We start from the raw sequence: 19,134 nt of genomic DNA on the forward strand, positions 1-19,134 counted from the left end.
CTTACAGACCGGCGATGTGATCGGCGGGCGTCGCGACAACCTGTCCGGCGCTCTTGGCGGGACGCTTCTTCTTGGTCTCGGCCGTGCCCAAAAGCCTCGCCTCAAGACCGCTCACCAAGCGAGCGAGCGGCAGGGTGATGACCAGATAGAACAGGGCGGCAACCACGTACGGTGTAATGGAGCCCGTCGTGGCCACGATGGTACGGGCGTTCATGACGATCTCGACCACACCCACGGCGGCAAGCAGCGACGTATCCTTGTAAAGCAAGATAAACTCGCTGGTCAGCGTAGGCAAAACATTACGGAACGTCTGCGGAATCATGACATAGAGCAGCGTCTGGAACGCGTTCATGCCCAGCGAACGCGCAGCCTCGTTTTGGCCCTTGGGGATCGATTGAATACCGGCACGGAAGATCTCGCATAGGTACGCAGACGAGTTCATGGCCATGACGATAACGCCAAGCACGTAGTCATCAACCTTGACGCCGGCCAACGGCAGACCGAAGAACGCGATATAGATCTGCAGGAACGCCGGCGTACCGCGGATGATATTCACATAGATGCCGGCGAGGCAGCGCAGGATGCGCGACTTGGAGATGCGCATGAGCGACAAGGCAAAGCCAAAGGGAATTGCCAGCGGAAACGCCACAAGCACGATCGAGAGCGACATAAGGAAGCCCTTAAAGACGATCGGCAGGCTTTGGACCAAAATGACTGGGTTTAAGAACAGGCGCAGGAACATATTGGAGTTCCAGGCCTCGACCCACGGCTGCTCCTTAAGATCGGCCAGGAAGTTATCGAATGCCGTCACGCCCTTGATCTCCACCGACGGAATCTTGGAGATCTTCTTGGTCGAGCCATCGGCCAAAGTGCAGGTGCCGCTAAAGGCCTCATCGCCGCCCTCGACGGGGAAGGTCACGCCGTAAACCTCGACACGGAAAAAGCCGCCGGCAGGCGCCGTCTCGCCAAAGTCGATCTTGAGCGTCTGGCCGTCAGCCTTGCACGTGGGCTTCATGGGCGTACGATCCATGAGGTCCTCGCCCGAGAGCATCGTCAATCGCGTGTCATCGGTACCAAACGTCGTGCCGTCGACAAACGTCAGCGAAAGACCGCTCAGCTCCTCGTCGGCATCGGCCTGGACCTCCCAGGTAATGCGCGTCTCGGTACCGCCGACCACAGCGCTGCCCGAACCAGTGTTGGGTCGGGCGGTAATCTTTGCGGTCTCAAGCGCCTGGGCGGTCGTGGGCGCATATGCCCCTGCGCACACCAGCGCGAGCGCCACGGCCATGGCGCAGGCTAGCTTTTGGAGCAAGGCGGGCAGTGGAAAACGCTGCTCCGCGGCCCCTTTGTTCAGTCGAGACAAGGTGGCTCCTATCGTAGAAGTTGCCGGCAAAACGAGACGGAAACGCTCTCCGTCAAGAGAAGCGCAAAGGCCCTCTCCGCCAAAACGGAAAGGGCCCGCGAGCAATCAAGTAGCTATTTTACTTGATGTTGTACTTAGCCATGAGGGCGTCAATGGTACCGTCGTCGGTCAGGTCCTTGATGGCCTGGTTGATGTCTTCCTTGAGCTTGGTGTTACCCTGGTTGATGGCGATGGCGTACTCCTCGCCGGTGCTGATCTGCTTAATGGTCTGGCAGGTGTTGAACTGCTCGGCGGTCAGCTGGCTGGCAACGGAGCGGTTGGTGACTACGGCGTCGCCCTTATCGGACTGCAGGGCGCTGAAGCACTCGGTAGCGTCCTTGTAGGGGACGATCTTGGCCTTGGGGAAGTTCTCCTGGGCAAAAGACTCGGCGGTCGAGCCAGACTGAACGATGATGGTAGCGTCGGCGTTGTTGAGCTTCTCGCTGTAGTTGTCGGCCGTGATGTCGGTGTTATCGACCTTGGTCACGATAGCCTGATCGTCCATGTAGTAGGAATCGGAGAAAGTGACTTCCTTCTCACGCTCGGGCGTGTCGGTGATAGCCGCGATGGAGACGTCGTACTTGGCGCCCGAAGCGACACCCGGAACCAGCGTGTCAAAGTCATTGTTGACGTACTCGACATCCAGGCCCAGCTTGTCACCGATAGCCTTGATGAGCTCAAGGTCAAAGCCCTGGTAGTCGCCGTTGTCATCCTTGTACTCAAACGGCGCGTACTCGGCAGAGGTGCCGACGGTCAGCGTGCCGTCCTTGACGAGCGCGTACTCCTTGGAGCCGTCGACCTTCTCGACCTTAGCGTCGTCAGAGCTGCTGGAACCGGCATCAGAACCAGAGGTGGCGTTGGACGAACCGCAGCCCGTCAGAGCAAGGGCGAGCGCCATAGCACCCGTGGCGGCAAATGCGCCAAGCTTCTTCAGCTTCATAATCAGTCTCCTTCCGGTGACCTCGTTTGATTCAGAGGTCTGCAAAAACTGTTGGCTATTATGCACCCGGAATTACGAATCTGCAATGAGAAAACTGATTGAAACAAACCCATAACGTGAATGGAATACTCTACTTTGTGACAGTCATTACTGCTGCAATGACCTTAATAGTCTAATTTCAGCTGTATAACCTGCAAGTTCGTTCGGAGTCTCCAAAATAAACGGCAGCGAACGCAAGTGGCCATTCGATACAATATTCTGCATAACCTGCATACCTCCACCAAATTCCTCACTGCCAAGGTATCCCTTGCCGATGCACTCGTGACGATCTTTATGGGCGCCACAAGAGTTCTTCGAATCGTTGATGTGTACGGCATGCAAGCGATCGATACCCACCACGCGGTCGAACTCGTCGAGTACGCCGTCCAGATCATGGATGATGTCGTAGCCGGCATCGCTCACATGGCAGGTGTCTAGGCAAACGCCCAGCTTGGCCGACAGCTCGGGGCGTTTGCCGGCAACACCCTCAATGATGAGCGCCAGTTCCTCAAAGCTGCGGCCCACCTCGGTGCCCTTGCCCGACATGGTCTCGAGCAGCACCGTCGTCTGCTGGCCCTCAAACATCACCTGACACAGGGCGTCGACAATCATCTGAATGCCGGCGTCGGAGCCCTGCCCCACATGCGCACCGGGATGGAAGTTGTAGTAGTTGCCGGGCAGCGCCTCCATGCGCCGCAGGTCCTCTGCCATAGCCTCCAAGGCGAACTCGCGCGCCCGCTCTTTGGCAGAACAGGGGTTGTAGGTATACGGGGCATGCGCCACCAGCGGTCCAAAGTCGTTTTGCGACATAAGCTCGCGCAGAGCCGCCACGTCATCCATGTCAAGTTCTTTTGCCTTGCCACCGCGCGGGTTGCGCGTAAAGAACGCAAAGGTATTGGCGCCAATGGACAACGCCGTCTCCCCCATTGCCCGATAGCCCTTCGTCGTCGAAAGATGACACCCGATCGTCAGCATCTCCAGCTCCCTCCTCATCAGTTGCGGTGAAATACGGTCTATTGGTGCCCTATTTTGGCGCAAACAGACCGTATTCCACCGCAAGTTATAAAAGGGGCATCAGAGATGTGGGCCGCCAGGCACCACGGGCGCCGGCGTCATGATCCCCTACGCGTCAGCGCCAAGTCCTAGAGGGCTAGACGGATTGCATCGATGATGTGCGCGCAGCGCTGCGTGGCGGCTAGGGACATGATGGGGCTTTCGAGTTTCCCCGCCTGAATGAGCTGCGTCGCATGCTGGATTTCGCCGTAGAAATCATCGACCTCAAACGGGGCATTTATTTCGAGCGTTCGCCCGTCGGAGTACTTCACATGGGCGAGCTCGGGGCGATGGAGACGCTCGATTTCCAACGAACCCCGCTCACAGGCAATCGTTAAGCGGCTTTCATATGTTGCTTTGCCGTCGCACACCATATGAATGGGTATACCGCCGACGCTCATATGGATCTCGTCGGCCCAATCGACGCGACCGCCCGATACGTCACGCCAGCGAACTTCACGGGACGAAACCTCGCACGCGCCCGCGAGCAAATCCTCAAACCAACCGACCGCATAGCAGCCCATGTCATATAGACAGCCGTCCTGCAACGGATCAAGCAGATAGCCCGAAGGAGACTCGCCGTAATCGAGCTTTTGCACGCTTTCAATCGAGACAATACGGCCAAGCTCACCCGACGCAAGCAAGTCCTTCACGCGAGTGCGCATCGGGCAAAACCGATTCTTCATCGCCTCCATAAACAGCGCGCCGCGCTCGCGAGAGATGGAGGCAATCGAGAGAGCCTCTTCCTCACTCAAAACGGCCGGCTTTTCGCACAGCACGGCCTTTCCGGCGCGCAGCGCGCGACAGGCCCAACGCGTATGCATGCCATGCGGAAGAGCCAAGTAGATTGCGTCGACATCGGGGTCGGCAATCAGCGCGCCATAAGCCGCGTCGCCGTTATTGTCGACCGAGGCATGGCCATGCGCAGCATCGATCGAAAACGCTCGGCAAAATTCCTCGACATGTGCAGGAGTGCGGCCGGCCGCAGCCACAAGCCGTGCCCCGTCCACCTCCTTGAGCGACGATGCAAATCGATGCGAAATGTGCCCGGCGCCTAAAACGCCCCAACGAACCTCACGCAAATCATCACATGAATCTCGATGACCCACGACAGCCCCCTTCAGTTGCGGTGAAATAGTTCCTGTTTGGCCCCTATTCTGCCGCAAACAGGAACTATTCCACCGCAAGTTATAAAAGGGTCATGAGGAGCGCGTTTTGCCGAAGGCCTTAAGCACCGCCGTCACGGGACCAGGCTGGAAACGTCGGCGCACATCGTCGAGACGCTCGGGAATATCGATGTGCTGCGGGCAGTGCCGCGCGCATTTGCCGCATTTGACGCAATTGCTCACCAACTTGGGCTCGCTTGTGCGCACCGCGCTCGCCGTAAAGTATTGAGACAGCCCCGTAAACCAGCTGTGCGCATAGCTTGCGTTGTAGGCGGCAAAACATCCAGGGATATTGATGCCTTTAGGGCACGGCATGCAATAGCCGCATCCCGTGCAGGGCACACGGTTCGATTTCTCAAACTCCATCAACACGCGCGCAATCGTGTCGAGCTGGTTGGCCGTCATCGAATTCGGCAACGCGAGGTCTGCCAGTGACGAATTCTCGTCCACCTGCGCGGTATCGGTCATACCCGAAAGCAACATGGTCACCTGGGGATGATTCCACACCCACGAGAGCCCCCAAGCGGCAGGCGTATGCAAATGCCGATCGCATGCACCATCGAGAACAGCGCGCGCCCGCGGAGGCAATTTGCCTGCCAAGCGTCCGCCCAAAAGCGGCTCCATCACAAACACCGCGAGACCTCGCTCGGCGGCGGCCATGAGCCCCGCCGTTCCCGCCTGATATCGTTCTCCAGCGTAGTTGTACTGGATCTGGCAAAAGTCCCACTCATACGCATCGAGCATCGTAAGGAAGTCCGCCGCGCTGCCGTGGTACGAAAAGCCTATCTGACGAATACGCCCTGCAGCCTTTTGCTGCGCGATCCAGTCCTCGATGCCCAACGCCACCACACGTTCCCACTGGGCGGGCGAGGTAATGTTGTGCATGAGGTAATAGTCGATATGGTCAGTCCGTAGGCGACGCAGTTGCTCGTCGAAGAACCGGTCGAAATCCTCCGCGCATTTGCACGAAGCATGCGGCAGCTTGGTTGCGAGCAAAACCTGGTCGCGCAAGCCCAGGCGCTCAAGCGACGCACCCACGCACGCCTCGTTGCCGGGATAGAGATAGGCCGTGTCCAGGTAGTTAATCCCCTGCTCCACCGCACGGGAAATGATGGCATCGGCTGTCTTCGCATCCGGACGTCCCGGCGCACCGGGAAACCTCATGCAGCCCAGACCCAGAGCGGATATTCGGTTACCACTTTTAGGGTCAACGCGGTATTGCACGGCCCCTCCCCTCCCATCGAAGCCCTGACAAGGCGAAACAAACCCGTCACGTCATCGAAACACATCGGAATCGCAATTGAGAACGTATCGTAACGCAGCAGAAATCGAGCCGTCACGGCACCGCTTTAACATCAGCAAAAAGCCCGATGAAAGGAGCCGGGCATCACCACGTGCGAGGACGCCTACCCCTACCCCGGCGAGCAATACATCCTCTCGGTCGACCGCCATCAAATCGAAGTCATGGACCATCTGGACGAGCTTCCCGCCACAGGCGCCGTCATCTTCTGCACCTTCCCCAAGGTCCGCGATGGCGTCGGATACCCCGCCCGCGTCTTTGCGGTCTGCCCCGCGGCATAAGCGCACAGCGCAATAGTTTCTTTTTCATAACAGCCGCCCCGCGCACCCACCAATCACCCTGGCAGCATACAATCCATCAGGCGCCCCTTACGCGGGCGCCTTTTACATGGGGAGATGATTCACATGCAGATCAACAAGGTCGCCTTTATCGGCAAGGGCGGCGTCGGCCTGCTCTACGGCAGCATGATTGCCAAGGCCCTCGGCAATGACGCCGTCGAATACGTTATGGATGACACCCGTTTTGAGCGTCACGCGAACGACGCGCTCACCGTCAACGGCAAGCCCTGCGATCTCACGTCCGTCCGTGCCAGCGAGGCGACGCCCGCCGATCTGGTCATCCTGACAGTCAAGACCACCGGTCTCGACCAAGCACTCAAGACTATGGAGCGCGTCGTGGGACCCAACACGCTCATCGCCTCGCTGTGCAACGGCATTACGAGCGAGCAAAAGATTGCCGAATGCTTTGGCTGGGAGCATACCGTTCTTGGTATCTGCCAGGGCATGGACGCCGTGTTTCTCAACGGCGCGCTCACCTTTACCAATGCGGGCGAAATCCGCTTTGGCGCGGCGGCCGGCACGAACCCCGCAACCATCACCGCAATCGACGAGCTCTATACGCGCTGCGGCATCGCCCATACCGTCGAGGACGACATCGCCCACCGCATGTGGGCCAAACTCATGCTCAACGACGGCATCAACCAGACCTGCATGGCCTACGGCGGGACCTACGGAAGCGCCACGGAGCCGGGCTCCGAGCAGCGTCGCTGCTTTGTTTCCGCCATGCGCGAAACGCTTGCGGTCGCCAACGCCGAGGGCGTTGAACTGACCGAGGCAGACCTGACGCAAATGATGCACCTCATCGAGGGAATCGACCCCGCCGGTATGCCCTCGATGGCTCAAGACCGCATCGCAAGGCGCAAAACCGAGGTTGATGAGTTCGCGGGCACCATCTGCCGCCTCGCAGCCAAACACGATATCCAGGCACCGCAAAACGAGTGGCTCTATCGGCGCATCCGCGATATCGAGAAAAGCTGGTAGCGCCGACGCGCCGCATTCAACAGCCTTAACAGCAAAACCGCCGCAAGGGAACCTTTCCCCTGCGGCGGCCTTCATCTTCGTCTATGACCGGCGGCCGATCTCACAACAGTTAGCGTTGCGACCCCGGCACCTCGTCCTCATCGTCGCGGCAAAGAACCACGCCTGCGCTTCCCAGCAGCGTGGCCGCGATCAGCGCGCCGACCACGATAGGAGCAGCCCCGCATGTCCCCTGCATGCCCGCGACGAGCGCGGCCGTGGGACCAAGGCAGCCAAGCATCAACGCGACGGCGGCAACGGCAATATCTCGAGCATTCACAAGACCACTTCCTCCAAGAGAAAGACCTTATTTCTCAAGAACCAGTGTGCCCCGCATCCATACGCCCAGCGTACCGCCACGGTAAGGGCTCTGTTAACTCAAACGCATACATAGAACGGGCGTCTTTACGTTGCCCTAAAGCTCGGTAAAGACGCCCGTCCGCCAAATATCCGTGATGCAGAAAAATTACCAACCGATGTAGTAATCGGTGGTTCCGGCAGCGCAGCCGGAGTCATAGACCTTGCAATCACCCTTGGAGCCCGTAAAGGTCGAGCCCTGGGCCATATCGCCCGCGGCAACAACGTAATAGCCGTCGGAATCGCGCCAGAAGCCCTCAGAATCCTGAGTCCATTCGCCCGTGCGATAGTGATAAAGCACATTGCTGCTGTAATAGGTCTCGCGGCGCCCGTTGTAGTTATTGACACCCGCAGAGCGCGTCAGGCCCGATCCGTTCGCGTAGGACGCGGCAGACGCGTAAGACGGAGTGTAACCGGCGTTGTAGTACGAAGCCTGGGCGGCCTCGGCAGCCTCCGCCTCGGCGGCAGCCTCGAGCGCTTCGCGCTTGGCATCCTCAAGCGCAGCGCGCAGCTCATCGAGCTCGGTCGACTTGGCGTCGACCTCCCCCATCGTCAACAGGCTACCCGCACCGTCGATGCAACCCTGCAGCACAGCACGCTCGTCATCGGTAGCATAGTCGCCATACATATTCATAATGATCTGAGCGCGCATCTCAAGGGAATCGCGCTTGGCCTCCATCGAGGCGTTCCACTCCTGCATGGAACCATAACCATCGCCGCGATAGTCAACGGGCTGCACCAGCGTCGCCTCGGACGGCGTAGGTCCAACCGTATCGGATAGTGTTGCCGCGTGGGCATCGGTTGCACCGGCGCCCGCCAAAAGTGCCACGGTCAGAGCGGCGGAAAGGGCGGCGGCTTTCGGTTTTCGTGAATCGATCCTCATGTAGCTAGAAACCTCCGTAGTGCGTTTTTGCTGCGTTTGAGCTGCGTGTGATTCGATCGCGCTGCATAGTACCCCGAGCAAATCGCGACCTGCGGTTTTACTCAAAAGGCGCACGTCAATTGCGTAAAACTCACATCCTCTTAACAGGAGTTTTCCACATCTCGATTGCATAAAGCATGCCAAAAACCCTGTTTTTGCACCCGCTCTATGCAAAAAAGGCGCCTGTGCAACCATTGTTCGCACAGGCGCCTTGAGCAGGCATTTTATGCAGTTATACCTATCGAGTCGCAAGGGGTCCTTGCACAAGTCGCCTTACTCGTCCAGCGCGGCGAAGGCCTGCTTCAGATCCCAAATGATATCCTCGGCGTTCTCGGTACCGATGGAAAGACGGATCGTGGAGGGCGTGATGTTCTGCTCGGCGAGCTCCTCGGCAGAGAGCTGGGAGTGCGTAGTGGTAGCCGGGTGCACGACGAGCGACTTGACGTCGGCCACGTTGGCGAGCAGCGAGAAGACCTGCAGATGGTCGATGAACTTCCAAGCTGCCTCCTGGCCACCCTTAATCTCAAAGGTAAAGATCGAGGCACCGCCGTTGGGGAAGTACTTCTGATAGAGCTCGTGATCGGGGTGCTCAGACAGGCTCGGGTGGTTCACCTTGGCGACATGGCTGTCACCAGCCAGGAACTCAACGACCTTCTTGGTGTTCTCGACATGACGGTCAACGCGCAGCGACAGAGTCTCGGTGCCCTGGAGCAGGATCCAAGCGTTGAACGGGCTGATGCAGGCGCCCTCGTCACGCAGCAGGATGGCGCGGACATAGGTTGCGAAGGCGGCGGGACCGGCAGCCTCGGCAAACGAGACGCCATGGTAGGAGGGGTTGGGCTCGGCGATCTGCTCATACTTGCCGCTCGCCTTCCAATCGAAGTTACCGCCGTCGACGATCACACCGCCCAGCGAGGTGCCGTGGCCGCCGATGAACTTGGTTGCGGAGTGGACGACGATGTTGGCACCATGCTCCAGCGGACGGAACAGATACGGGGTGCCGAAGGTGTTGTCGACGACAACCGGTAAACCGTGCTTCTTGGCGATCTCGGAGATGGCGTCGATATTGGGGATGTCAGAATTGGGGTTGCCAAGCGTCTCGAGGTAGATGACCATGGTGTTGTCCTTGATGGCGCCCTCGACCTCGTCCAGGTTGTGGGCATCGACGAAGGTGGTCTCGACGCCAAACTGGGAGAGCGTATGCTCCAGCAGGTTGTAGGAGCCACCGTAGATGGTCTTCTGAGCCACCACGTGGTCACCGGCCTGGGCAAGAGCCTGCAGGGTATAGGTGATGGCAGCAGCACCGGAGGCGACGGCAAGACCTGCCACACCACCCTCGAGTGCGGCGATACGGTCCTCGAAGACGCCCTGGGTGGAGTTGGTCAGACGGCCGTAGATGTTACCGGCGTCGGCAAGACCAAAGCGATCGGCGGCGTGCTGGGAGTTGCGGAACACATAGCTCGTGGTCTGGTAGATAGGCACGGCGCGGGAGTCGGATGCGGGATCGGCGCTCTCCTGGCCAACGTGAAGCTGCAGGGTATCGAAACCAAAGGTGTGCTCGGGGTTGTTGATGAACTGGCTCATGATGATCTCCTTGATCGAACAAAAGTTAATAAATTAGAGAGAAGTAAGTCGCTGTCTCCTGATCACGCCGACGGGCGCAAACAGGAGCCCGGCATTCGTCTTGGTAAGCAATTCATATGCGGGCCTCCTTTCGCATCCCGGTTCCGTGTTTGGCTTAATTACCTACCGCCTTTGTGTGTTTTGAATAGTACGAGCATTGTTTCCCTCGGTCAATCACTTAAAAGCGCTAACCTGTTATCGGTTATATAGATAACACTCGAAAGGATGGCGCCGATGACCCTCCAGCAGCTTCGTTTCCTGATCGCCGTAGCAGAGTCCGGCTCAATCAATGCCGCAGCTCAGCGCCTCTATACCGCTCAGTCCAGCATCTCAAACGCCGTCAAAAGCCTGGAACAGGAGCTCCACCTGGAGATCTTTACGCGCTCCAGCCGCGGCGTCACGCTCACCAACGACGGCACCGAGCTTTTGGGCTATGCGCGCCAGGTCGTAGAGCAGGCCGATATGCTCGAGGCGCGCTACGAGGACGGCGGCACCCCGCAAGCCCGCCTCGCCATTTCCGCCCAGCACTACGCCTTTTCGGTCGAGGCCTTTGTCAACGTGGTCGAGCGCTGCCGCGACAGCAAGTTCGAGTTCATCATGCGCGAGACTACCACATCGCAGATCATCGATGACGTCCGCGCGTTTCGCAGCGACATCGGCATCCTGTATCTGGACGACTTTAACGCCCGTGTTCTGCAGAAGGCTTTTGCCGATGCGCGCGCGAGCTTCCATCCCCTATTCGACGCGACGGTCCACGTCTTCGTTAGCGAGCGCCACCCGCTTGCCCGCCGCCCGCAGCTGTCCCTTGCCGACCTCACACCCTATACGCGCTACAGCTTTGAGCAGGGAACCTCAAACTCCTTCTATTACGCCGAGGAACCTTTTAGCTATATCCCTTGCGACCGCAACATACGAATCTCGGACCGCGGAACACTTACTAACTTACTTATCACGTCGAACGGTTACACCCTGTCGACCGGTGTCCTCTCCAATGAAATGCAATGGGGTATGGCATCGATCCCGTTAGCAGACGCCCCAACGATGCACGTAGGCTATATCATGCACAACGAGCGCAAGCCCTCTCCCCTCTTGCAGCAATACCTCGACGAGCTCAACCGCATCGTCCATGCCAACTAACTGTCGGAAGACGGGATAGAAATCGTAGATTGCTAGCCCCCGGCGGGCATGGCGCTACAATGGTCACTCACACGAAACGTACCCAACGAAAGGAAGCCCGTGAAGGTCATCATCTATACCGACGGCTCGGCCCGATCAAATCCGGGACGCGGCGGCTACGGCGCCGTGCTCAAATACACCAACCCCGCCGGCAAGACCTTCACCTCCGAGCTTTCGCGCGGTTACGCCAAGACCACCAACAACCGCATGGAGCTCATGGCGGTCATCGTGGCGCTCGAGGCACTTAACCGCCCCTGCGAGGTCGAGGTCCATTCCGATTCGCAGTACGTCGTTAACGCCTTCAACAAACACTGGATTGACGGCTGGAAAAAACGAGGCTGGAGGACCGCCAACAAGCAGCCTGTCAAGAACCGCGATCTGTGGGAGCGCCTGCTCACCGCAAAGAGCAAACACAAAGTGGAGTTCATCTGGGTTAAGGGCCACGCCGGCCATGAGCTCAATGAGCGCTGCGACGAGCTTGCCACCACGGCGGCCGACGGCAGCAACCTCGATATCGACGCCGGCTTTAACGAGAGCGACCTGTAACGGCGTTTTCGCACGCTTTTGTGTCCTCCCGCGCTACACTCGTCCTGTAAGCCAAACAACGCAAGGGGGACACATGTTGCGTATCGCAACCATCGGCACATCCATGATTACCGACGACTTTATCCAGGTCGTCAACGCCAACGACCAAGCCGCGTTTGTGGGCACGCTTTCACGCGACGCCAATCGCGGTACTGCCTTTACCGCCGAGCGCGGTGGCGAGCGAAACTTTACTTCACTCGATGAGCTCGCGGCAGCCGCCGACGTCGACGCCGTCTATATCGGCAGCCCCAACGCACTTCACTACGAGCAGGCCCTTGCCTGCATCGCCGGTGGCAAGCACGTCATCGTCGAGAAGCCCTTCTGCGCCACCGAGGCGCAAGCGCTGGAAGTCTTCCGCGCTGCCGAGGCAGCAGGTGTCGTGGCCCTCGAGGCCATGCGTCCCCTCCACGATCCCGCCTTCCACGCCATCGAGGACGCCCTGGGTGAGATCGCCCCCATCCGCCGCGCCTCATTGCGCTTTGGAAAATATTCCTCGCGCTACAACGAGATTCTCGCGGGACGCGCCACCAATATCTTCGACTGCAATATGGCCTCGGGTTCCCTCATGGATATTGGCGTCTACACCGTCGAGCCCATGGTCGAGATTTTCGGCATGCCCTCCGGCCTTACGAGCATGACCACCCTGCTCGATCCCACCACGCGACAGCTCACGCACGGCCCCATCGACGGCTGCGGTTCCATCCTCGCCAGCTACGGCGGTGGCCGTATCTCCGTCGAGCTCGCGCACTCCAAAATTACGAATGACCTGCTGCCCTCGCAGATCGAAGGCGAGCGTGGCACTATCCAGATCGACCATCTGTCCACGCCCCGCAACGTCCGCATCGACTATCGCGGCGACGTCGTACGCGGCTCGGCGACCGAGGCGCCGCGCGAACAGGGCGACAACGGCCGCGTGCTCGACCTGCCCAAATCGAGCAACACTATGGAATACGAACTCACAGACTTCATCACCGCCATCGGCGGCATCGATAACGTCAAGGAAGAGATTTGGGAGACCCCGGCGGGACGCCACGAGCTTGGCCACTACCGCGATGTCACGCTCGTCTCACTACGCATCATGGATGCCGTGCGCCAGCAGGCCGGCATTACCTTCCCGGCCGACGCAGGCAAGCAGGCATAGCGATGGGCCTCTTCGATACGTTCTTCTCCAGCGTCACCGGCGGCAGTCGAGAGCCTCAAAAACCATCAAACGTCGAGCTCGAGCTGCGCCGCAGGCTTACTGTGCTCGCAAGCGACGAGGCCACTCAAGACACTCCCCTGCGCTATTTCCTGCGCTGGGAGGGGCAAGTCCAAGGCGTTGGTTTTCGCTTTACCAACACCAACCTCGCGCAGGCACGCGCACTCACCGGCTGGGTGCGTAACATGGAAGACGGCTCAGTCGAGATGGAGATACAGGGAGCTCCGGCAAATATCCTATCTCATCTCGAGGCGCTTCATGCCTCCTACGAGCGCATGGGAACGCGTTTTCGCCTCATAGACGCTCAGGCCCGAGCCCCACTTGCCAATGAAGACGGTTTCAGTCCTCATTATTAGTATTGTGTGCTAAATACGGTATCATTTACCTACGACCGTTGATAGAAAAGAGGCGAGGCGCATGGCGGTGCAAAGAAGGAATACCAGGCAGCGAAAGCTGGTTCTTGACGTCGTGCGCCAAAGCTATAACCATCCCACCGCCGACGAAATCTACAACGCCGTGCGCGCGCAGGATGACAAAATCAGCCGCGGTACGGTCTACCGCAATCTCAATCTCTTGGCCGACGCCGGCGAGATCCTCTCCATCAAGACGCCGGGCGGCAGCCGCTTCGATCGCACGATCGAGCCGCATGCGCATATCATCTGCACCTCGTGCAGCCGCGTCATCGACGTACCGCTCCCCTTCGATGCCCAGCTCGACGCCAAAGCGTCCGAGCAAATCGGCTGGCACGTCACGTCGCACTACACCATCTTCGAGGGTCTCTGCCCCGACTGCCGGTAGATGTTCGGGACATGCCTTAAAATCCACCTTTCCGCGCTTTGCAGCAAACAGTACATTTCTAGGCATGTCCCGAAAACCTACTCGGCGAGCAGGCGGTGCAGTTCTTCTTCGACCGTGTGCACGTAACGGACGCGATCGTTGATACCGCGCATGGTGGGGTTGCAGCTCTCCATCAGATAGGGATGGCCCACGACGTTGAGCATGTCGCGATCGTTCTCATTGTCGCCAAATGCCATCATCTCATCGGGCGAAATCCCCAGGACACGACCGTAATCGACAAGCGCGGAGCCCTTGCCCGAACCGAAACCGATAAGGTCCGTCCATGCGGTTCCTGACGTCATCACATCGACACGGTCGCCAAAGAGGCGCTCGAAATACTCCCGGGCCGCCGGATAATCCACCTCGGGCGTCTGGAAGCCAATCTTAATGACATCCTCGTCGATGTCCTCGGGACGGTCGACCACCGCCACATCGCAGTGGACCACATAGCGCAAATGGTCGACGAACGCATCGTTGCCGCTCATGGTGTAGATGTGCCCCTCACACGAAAGGGTCATGTCGGTATGGGGATACGCAACCACGGTATTCGCGATAACCATAGCAAGGCTACGCTCCATGGAACGCTTGACGACGGCACGCCCCTCGCTCATCACCAGGGTTCCGTTTTCGCATACATAGGCGAGCTCATCGGCCACCGGGGCAAACAGGTAGCGCAAGCTCGCATATTGACGGCCACTCGCCGGCATAAACACGATACCACGACGATGCAGCTCATCGATAAGCTCAAAGGCCTCGGAACGCAGCTCGCGCTCCCCCGGATGCAGCAACGTGCCGTCCAAATCGCATGCAATCAGTTTGATTCCCTCAAGACCCATATGCTTCCCCCAAAGCCTCATATCAACAGCAAGACGGACCTTGATCGGTCGCCCCTCAAAGCCCGTCTTGCGCATACGCGCGCTTAGCCGCGCGCCTTTTTTACGATGGTAAAGTCGGGAGCCATGCTCACGACGACCTCCGCCGCACTCGACGCAAAGCGCCGGTCCGCATCGAGTTCACGGGTAACCAGCGAGAGCCGAACACCCTCGACACCCCGGAGCATGCGGCCCAAAACAGGCTGCACCGGCGTATACATGCGCACAGTATGCTCGTCCGAGTCGCCCCGGAAGAGCGGCGCATGCATGTTGCCGATCTCCCAGCACGAATGCGCGAGCGCAATCGGGTCCATGCGGTCAACTTCGACCAAATAAACCTCGGCGCTGCGCAAGCGCACGACAACCGCCACGGGCACCATGCCCGAACGGTCAATGGCGAGCACGTCGCCGTCGGCAAGACGACCGCCGTTGGCAGTATCCAGCCGAACATCGACCGTGCGCCCCAGCTCCGTCACGCCCACAAACGCGTATACATCAGCCTGGTCCCAATCGAGCAGCAGATCGTCAACTTCAAAGACGCCGCCCAACTTCCGGCGAAGCAGGAGTTCATAGGACGGATCGTTGAGATTTCCCAAGCATGTCGTCGAAACCAAGCGTTCAGGCATACTCTAACCCTCGACCTCGACGAGCTCGATATCAAAGTTGAGGTCCTTACCGGCCAGCTCGTGGTTGGCGTCGAGCGTCACGGCCTCGGGCGTTACATCGATGACCACGGCGGGGACGGGCATACCGCTCGGCGTGGACAAGAAGAGCTTCATGCCCTTCTCAATCTGCTCGATGTTGGGAACCTGTTCGGCCGGGAAGGTCAGAACCATCTCGGGATTGTGCTCGCCGTAGGCATCGGCAGCAGGAATGTGCACGGTCTTCTTCTCACCCACCTGCATGTCGACAACAGCGGCGTCGAAGCCCTTGATCATCTGGCCGGCGCCGCAGGTGAACTCCAGCGGCTCACCGCGATCGTAGGAGCTATCGAACTGCGTGCCGTCGTCGAGCGTGCCGCGATAATGAGTCTTGACCTTCTTGCCCTGGTTGGACATGGAAACCTCCGTGATAAGGGCGGCGCACAACACGGGCCGCCATGAACATATGGCGCTAACTATACCCTAGTCATACAATTTGAAGACAGTTTGCAAAGAAACGCTGCAACCGGAGGAACCATGGCATATCCCGTATTTGACCTACACTGCGACACCGCCGACCGAATCGGCTGGGCCACGCTCGATCTCGACCTGCGCTTTACCGCCGGCACCGACGGTTATTTCCCCGGCGACGAAACGCATCCGCAAGATTTCGACCTCATCGAGGGCAACGCCTGCGCCATCTCGCTCGCAAAGATCGGCAACACGCCATGGGCACAGTGCTTCGCCACGTTTGTCCCCGATGAGATTCCCACCGCCCACGCCGCGCGCTTCCAGGCGCAGCTCATGGCGCATATGAGCGGCCAGGCAATGCTCAACCACGACCGCATGGTCAACGTACGCAGCGCGGCAGACATTCGCCCCGCGCTCAAAGACGGCAAGGTCGCCTGCATCCACACCATCGAAAACGCCACGTTCTTTGCCGAGGACCCCGCGCTGATCGAGGTGCTCAAGAGCTTGGGCGTACTCATGTCATCGCTCAGCTGGAATGCGCAGGGACCGCTCGCGAGCGGACACGATACCCACGCCGGCCTCACCGCCGCCGGCATCGAGGCACTTACGCAGATGGAGCACGCCGGCATGGTGCTTGACGTCTCCCACCTCAACGATGAGTGCTTTGACGAGGTTGTCGCCCACGCCACACGTCCCTTCGTCGCCAGCCACTCCAACTCTCGTGCAGTTTGCGGCGTTAAGCGCAACCTCACCGACGACCAGTTCCGCACCATTCGCGACATGGGTGGTATCGTCGGCCTCAACTACTGCAGCGAGTTCCTTTCCAACGACGCAACCGACAAGACAGCCGCAGACGTCACCTTCGACCAGCTGGCGGCACATATCGAGCACTGGCTCGACCTGGGCGGCGAGGACGTCATCGCGCTCGGCGGCGACTGGGACGGTGCCACGGTGCCCGCCTTCCTCTCCGATGCCAGCAAGATGCCCGAGTTCCAGAACATGCTCTCCAAGCACTTTGGCAAGACCGTGATGCAGAAGCTCTGCAGCGATAATGCCCTTGCCTTCTTTGAGCGTTATTAATTTCACATCCCCTGAGCGGGCCGGCATGCCGAACGGTCGACATGCCGGCCTGGAGTGGGTATGATGAATTGGACACCTAGTTAAGAGCGAAAGGTGTTCAAGATGACCCAAAGAAGAAAGCGATACGACAGGCAGTTCAAGGTCTCGGCGGCAAAGGTGGTCCTGTCCGGGGAAATGACGGTCAAAGGCCTATCGGAGGAACTCGGCATAAAGGATTCGACGCTGGGAAGATGGGCCCGCGAATACGAGGAGATGGGAGACGGCGCGTTCCCCGGAAACGGCTCCCCGAAGATCAACAAGGACTACGAGATCGTGAAGCTCAAGAAGAAGGTCGAGGAGCTCGAGCGCGAGAACGAGATACTAAAAAATTTCCGGGCCTTCTTGAGTCAAGACCATGCGTGAGGTTCGAGTTCCTCAAAGAGCATAGGGGCGAGATTGGCCCCATCAAGAAGGCATGCGGGCTGATGAAAGTCTCGAAATCCGGTTTCTACGAGTATCTCGGCCGGAAGAAGTCCGACGCCCAGATAGAGCGGGAGGCGATCGAAGGTTTCGTCGTCGAGGCCTTCGAGCGGCATAAGGGCCGTTACGGCTACCGGCGCATCAACCGCGAACTGCGAAAAAGCGGCATCGTCGTGAGCGAGAAGCGCGTGCTCCGCATCATGCAGAAGCTCGGACTTGCCGGAAAGGGCGCGACCCGAAAACACCGCATCCAGAAGAAGGTCGAGCCGGGAGACCCTCGGTTGAACCTGGTAGAGCGCGCTTTCACCGTGGGCGAGCGCAACAGGCTTTGGGTGGGCGACATCACCTACATACCCACAAGAGAAGGGTGGCTCTATCTCGCAGCCGTGATAGACGCCTTCTCCCGCAAGGTCGTGGGCTGGTCGATGTCCGAGCGCATCACCGAGAAGGTCGCGATCGACGCGATGGAGCAGGCGGTCGGCAGGGAGGGTCCGCCAGATGACGGCAGCCTCGTCTTCCATGACGATCAGGGCGCGCAGTACACCTCCCGTTCCTTCCAGCGGTGTCTGGACTCGCATGGCATAGTCCAGTCGGTATCAAGGCCCGGCACGCCGCTGGACAACGCGGTGGCCGAGTCGTTCTTCAAGACGCTGAAAAGGGAATTGGTGAAAGAGAGGAGCTATGGGACGAGGGACGAGGCCAAGCAGGACATCTTCAAGTACATAGAGCTCTATTACAATAGGGTGCGCATGCATTCCACCCTGGGCTACATGTCTCCAGCGGAATACGAGCGGCAATACGCTTGAGGATCCTTAAAAGAAAGTCCAGTTTATCCTTCCCACTCCAGGCCCCCGTCCCCAATCTGAAGGACCACTTTTGACGCAGCAATTTACGCTTTTCCTACCCCAACCGGATGGGACTCCCATCCCCGTCGTCGTTACCAAAAAGCGCGTCAAAAACTTCAACCTGCGCGTCACATCGAGCGGTGAGGTCCACGCCAGCGCACCGCTCGGCGCCAGCCGCGAGCGTATCGAAGCGTTTGTGAAGCGCAACAGCGCCTGGATTATCGGTCGACTTGCCCAGCGCGAGCAACGTCAGGCGACGGCGCGAGAGCCGCTCAGCCCCTCGTCCATCATTGCACTTTGGGGCAAGCCCATCACGGTACAAGATGCGCTCGATCGCAACTTTGCATCACCCGCACCGCGGCCCAAGCAGGCCACCTTCGCAAGTTTTATGGGTGCCGACAAATCGAACGAACGCCCACAGGCCAAGCGGCGCGCAACCCTCGACGGCCTGACGTCCGATGAGCTCCAGACCCGCATCGACCAGCTCTATGCATCCGAGGTCACCACGGCGCTGCGTGATATGGTGCACGCATACGAAATCGCAATGGGTGTCGCCGTTTCCCGCGTTTCCGTGCGCAGCATGAAAACGCGCTGGGGATCATGCACGCCCAAAACCGGCGCCATTCGCATCGCACGAGAACTTGCCGCCTACCCCGTCGAGTGCCTTGACATGGTTGTCGCCCACGAGCTCGTCCACCTGCTCGAGCCAAGCCACAATCAGCGGTTTCACGCCCTGCTCGACACGTACTGTCCCAACAATAGAGCTCTGTCGCAGCGGCTCAAGCAGCCGCCCCTCAACAAGCTCTAGCGTCG

The 19,134-nt window shown here is 59.2% G+C and carries 20 protein-coding genes and 1 pseudogene; 10 read left to right on the forward strand and 11 right to left on the reverse strand.

Going from position 1 to position 19,134, the window contains the following annotated elements; translation table 11 throughout:
- Position 1 precedes the first annotated feature (1 nt).
- From AAA021_RS07285 to AAA021_RS07305, 5 genes are all read right to left on the reverse strand, one after another.
- Positions 2-1,363 carry an amino acid ABC transporter permease gene (locus tag AAA021_RS07285; protein WP_229055681.1) on the reverse strand — a complete coding sequence of 454 codons (1,362 nt, stop codon included), beginning with the start codon at positions 1,361-1,363 and terminating at the stop codon, positions 2-4.
- Between the two features lie 118 nt (positions 1,364-1,481).
- Positions 1,482-2,342 (reverse strand): ABC transporter substrate-binding protein, encoded by an 861-nt coding sequence (locus AAA021_RS07290; RefSeq protein WP_148345627.1) that lies wholly within the window; start codon positions 2,340-2,342, stop codon positions 1,482-1,484.
- Positions 2,343-2,489: 147 nt separating this feature from the next.
- Positions 2,490-3,356 (reverse strand): deoxyribonuclease IV, encoded by an 867-nt coding sequence (locus AAA021_RS07295; RefSeq protein ID WP_349088656.1) that lies wholly within the window; start codon positions 3,354-3,356, stop codon positions 2,490-2,492.
- A gap of 167 nt (positions 3,357-3,523) precedes the next feature.
- On the reverse strand, positions 3,524-4,543 hold the full coding sequence (locus tag AAA021_RS07300; protein WP_349088657.1) for a Gfo/Idh/MocA family oxidoreductase: 1,020 nt from the start codon (positions 4,541-4,543) through the stop codon (positions 3,524-3,526).
- 90 nt (positions 4,544-4,633) lie between these two features.
- Positions 4,634-5,824 carry an aldo/keto reductase gene (locus AAA021_RS07305; RefSeq protein ID WP_215693590.1) on the reverse strand — a complete coding sequence of 397 codons (1,191 nt, stop codon included), beginning with the start codon at positions 5,822-5,824 and terminating at the stop codon, positions 4,634-4,636.
- Positions 5,825-6,304: 480 nt separating this feature from the next.
- On the opposite strand from AAA021_RS07305, the gene AAA021_RS07310 reads away from it, so the two are divergent.
- On the forward strand, positions 6,305-7,219 hold the full coding sequence (locus AAA021_RS07310) for a ketopantoate reductase family protein (protein ID WP_349088658.1): 915 nt from the start codon (positions 6,305-6,307) through the stop codon (positions 7,217-7,219).
- A gap of 109 nt (positions 7,220-7,328) precedes the next feature.
- Here the strand turns inward: AAA021_RS07310 and AAA021_RS07315 are convergent, their stop codons facing one another.
- From AAA021_RS07315 to AAA021_RS07325, 3 genes are all read right to left on the reverse strand, one after another.
- Positions 7,329-7,535: a hypothetical protein gene (locus tag AAA021_RS07315; protein WP_238022794.1), complete on the reverse strand. Its 207-nt coding sequence runs from the start codon at positions 7,533-7,535 to the stop codon at positions 7,329-7,331.
- A 186-nt stretch (positions 7,536-7,721) separates the two neighbouring features.
- Positions 7,722-8,495, reverse strand: a complete 774-nt coding sequence (locus AAA021_RS07320) for a hypothetical protein (RefSeq protein ID WP_349088659.1) — start codon at positions 8,493-8,495, stop codon at positions 7,722-7,724.
- Positions 8,496-8,807: 312 nt separating this feature from the next.
- Positions 8,808-10,118, reverse strand: coding sequence for an O-acetylhomoserine aminocarboxypropyltransferase/cysteine synthase family protein (locus AAA021_RS07325; protein ID WP_349088660.1), 1,311 nt, complete (start codon positions 10,116-10,118; stop codon positions 8,808-8,810).
- Between the two features lie 273 nt (positions 10,119-10,391).
- Here AAA021_RS07325 and AAA021_RS07330 point away from each other — a divergent pair, with 273 nt between their 5' ends.
- The 5 genes from AAA021_RS07330 (at position 10,392) to AAA021_RS07350 (ending at position 13,914) form a co-directional block, all read left to right on the forward strand.
- The gene (locus AAA021_RS07330) at positions 10,392-11,294 is read left to right on the forward strand and encodes a LysR family transcriptional regulator (protein WP_349088661.1); all 903 of its coding nucleotides are present in this window, start codon (positions 10,392-10,394) and stop codon (positions 11,292-11,294) included.
- A 48-nt stretch (positions 11,295-11,342) separates the two neighbouring features.
- On the forward strand, positions 11,343-11,879 hold the full coding sequence (gene rnhA, locus AAA021_RS07335) for a ribonuclease HI (RefSeq protein WP_148332744.1): 537 nt from the start codon (positions 11,343-11,345) through the stop codon (positions 11,877-11,879).
- Positions 11,880-11,952: 73 nt separating this feature from the next.
- Positions 11,953-13,059, forward strand: coding sequence for a Gfo/Idh/MocA family oxidoreductase (locus AAA021_RS07340; RefSeq protein WP_349088662.1), 1,107 nt, complete (start codon positions 11,953-11,955; stop codon positions 13,057-13,059).
- A gap of 2 nt (positions 13,060-13,061) precedes the next feature.
- Entirely contained in the window at positions 13,062-13,472 is a 411-nt protein-coding gene (locus AAA021_RS07345) for an acylphosphatase (RefSeq protein ID WP_161115753.1), read from the forward strand.
- 61 nt (positions 13,473-13,533) lie between these two features.
- On the forward strand, positions 13,534-13,914 hold the full coding sequence (locus AAA021_RS07350; protein WP_349088664.1) for a transcriptional repressor: 381 nt from the start codon (positions 13,534-13,536) through the stop codon (positions 13,912-13,914).
- Between the two features lie 77 nt (positions 13,915-13,991).
- Here AAA021_RS07350 and AAA021_RS07355 read toward each other — a convergent pair whose 3' ends face one another.
- The 3 genes from AAA021_RS07355 to AAA021_RS07365 form a co-directional block, all read right to left on the reverse strand.
- Positions 13,992-14,789 carry an HAD family hydrolase gene (locus AAA021_RS07355; protein ID WP_161115752.1) on the reverse strand — a complete coding sequence of 266 codons (798 nt, stop codon included), beginning with the start codon at positions 14,787-14,789 and terminating at the stop codon, positions 13,992-13,994.
- An 83-nt stretch (positions 14,790-14,872) separates the two neighbouring features.
- Positions 14,873-15,451 (reverse strand): hypothetical protein, encoded by a 579-nt coding sequence (locus AAA021_RS07360; protein ID WP_349088666.1) that lies wholly within the window; start codon positions 15,449-15,451, stop codon positions 14,873-14,875.
- Between the two features lie 3 nt (positions 15,452-15,454).
- A complete protein-coding gene (locus tag AAA021_RS07365) occupies positions 15,455-15,883 on the reverse strand; it encodes a peptidylprolyl isomerase (RefSeq protein ID WP_035138874.1) in 429 nt (142 codons plus the stop codon).
- A 120-nt stretch (positions 15,884-16,003) separates the two neighbouring features.
- Between AAA021_RS07365 and AAA021_RS07370 the strand changes: the two genes are divergently transcribed.
- From AAA021_RS07370 to AAA021_RS07385, 4 genes and pseudogenes are all read left to right on the forward strand, one after another.
- On the forward strand, positions 16,004-17,017 hold the full coding sequence (locus AAA021_RS07370; RefSeq protein ID WP_349088668.1) for a membrane dipeptidase: 1,014 nt from the start codon (positions 16,004-16,006) through the stop codon (positions 17,015-17,017).
- 102 nt (positions 17,018-17,119) lie between these two features.
- A pseudogene (locus AAA021_RS07375) lies at positions 17,120-17,359 on the forward strand (transposase); the annotation flags it as partial.
- The gene (locus tag AAA021_RS07380) at positions 17,248-18,282 is read left to right on the forward strand and encodes an IS3 family transposase (RefSeq protein WP_349088669.1); all 1,035 of its coding nucleotides are present in this window, start codon (positions 17,248-17,250) and stop codon (positions 18,280-18,282) included. The pseudogene AAA021_RS07375 and the gene AAA021_RS07380, both read left to right, overlap by 112 nt.
- Positions 18,283-18,352: 70 nt before the next feature.
- On the forward strand, positions 18,353-19,129 hold the full coding sequence (locus AAA021_RS07385) for a SprT family zinc-dependent metalloprotease (protein ID WP_349088671.1): 777 nt from the start codon (positions 18,353-18,355) through the stop codon (positions 19,127-19,129).
- The last annotated feature ends 5 nt before the right edge of the window (positions 19,130-19,134 follow it).

It is taken from the genome of Collinsella sp. CLA-JM-H32, from assembly GCF_040098165.1.
GTDB lineage: Bacteria > Actinomycetota > Coriobacteriia > Coriobacteriales > Coriobacteriaceae > Collinsella.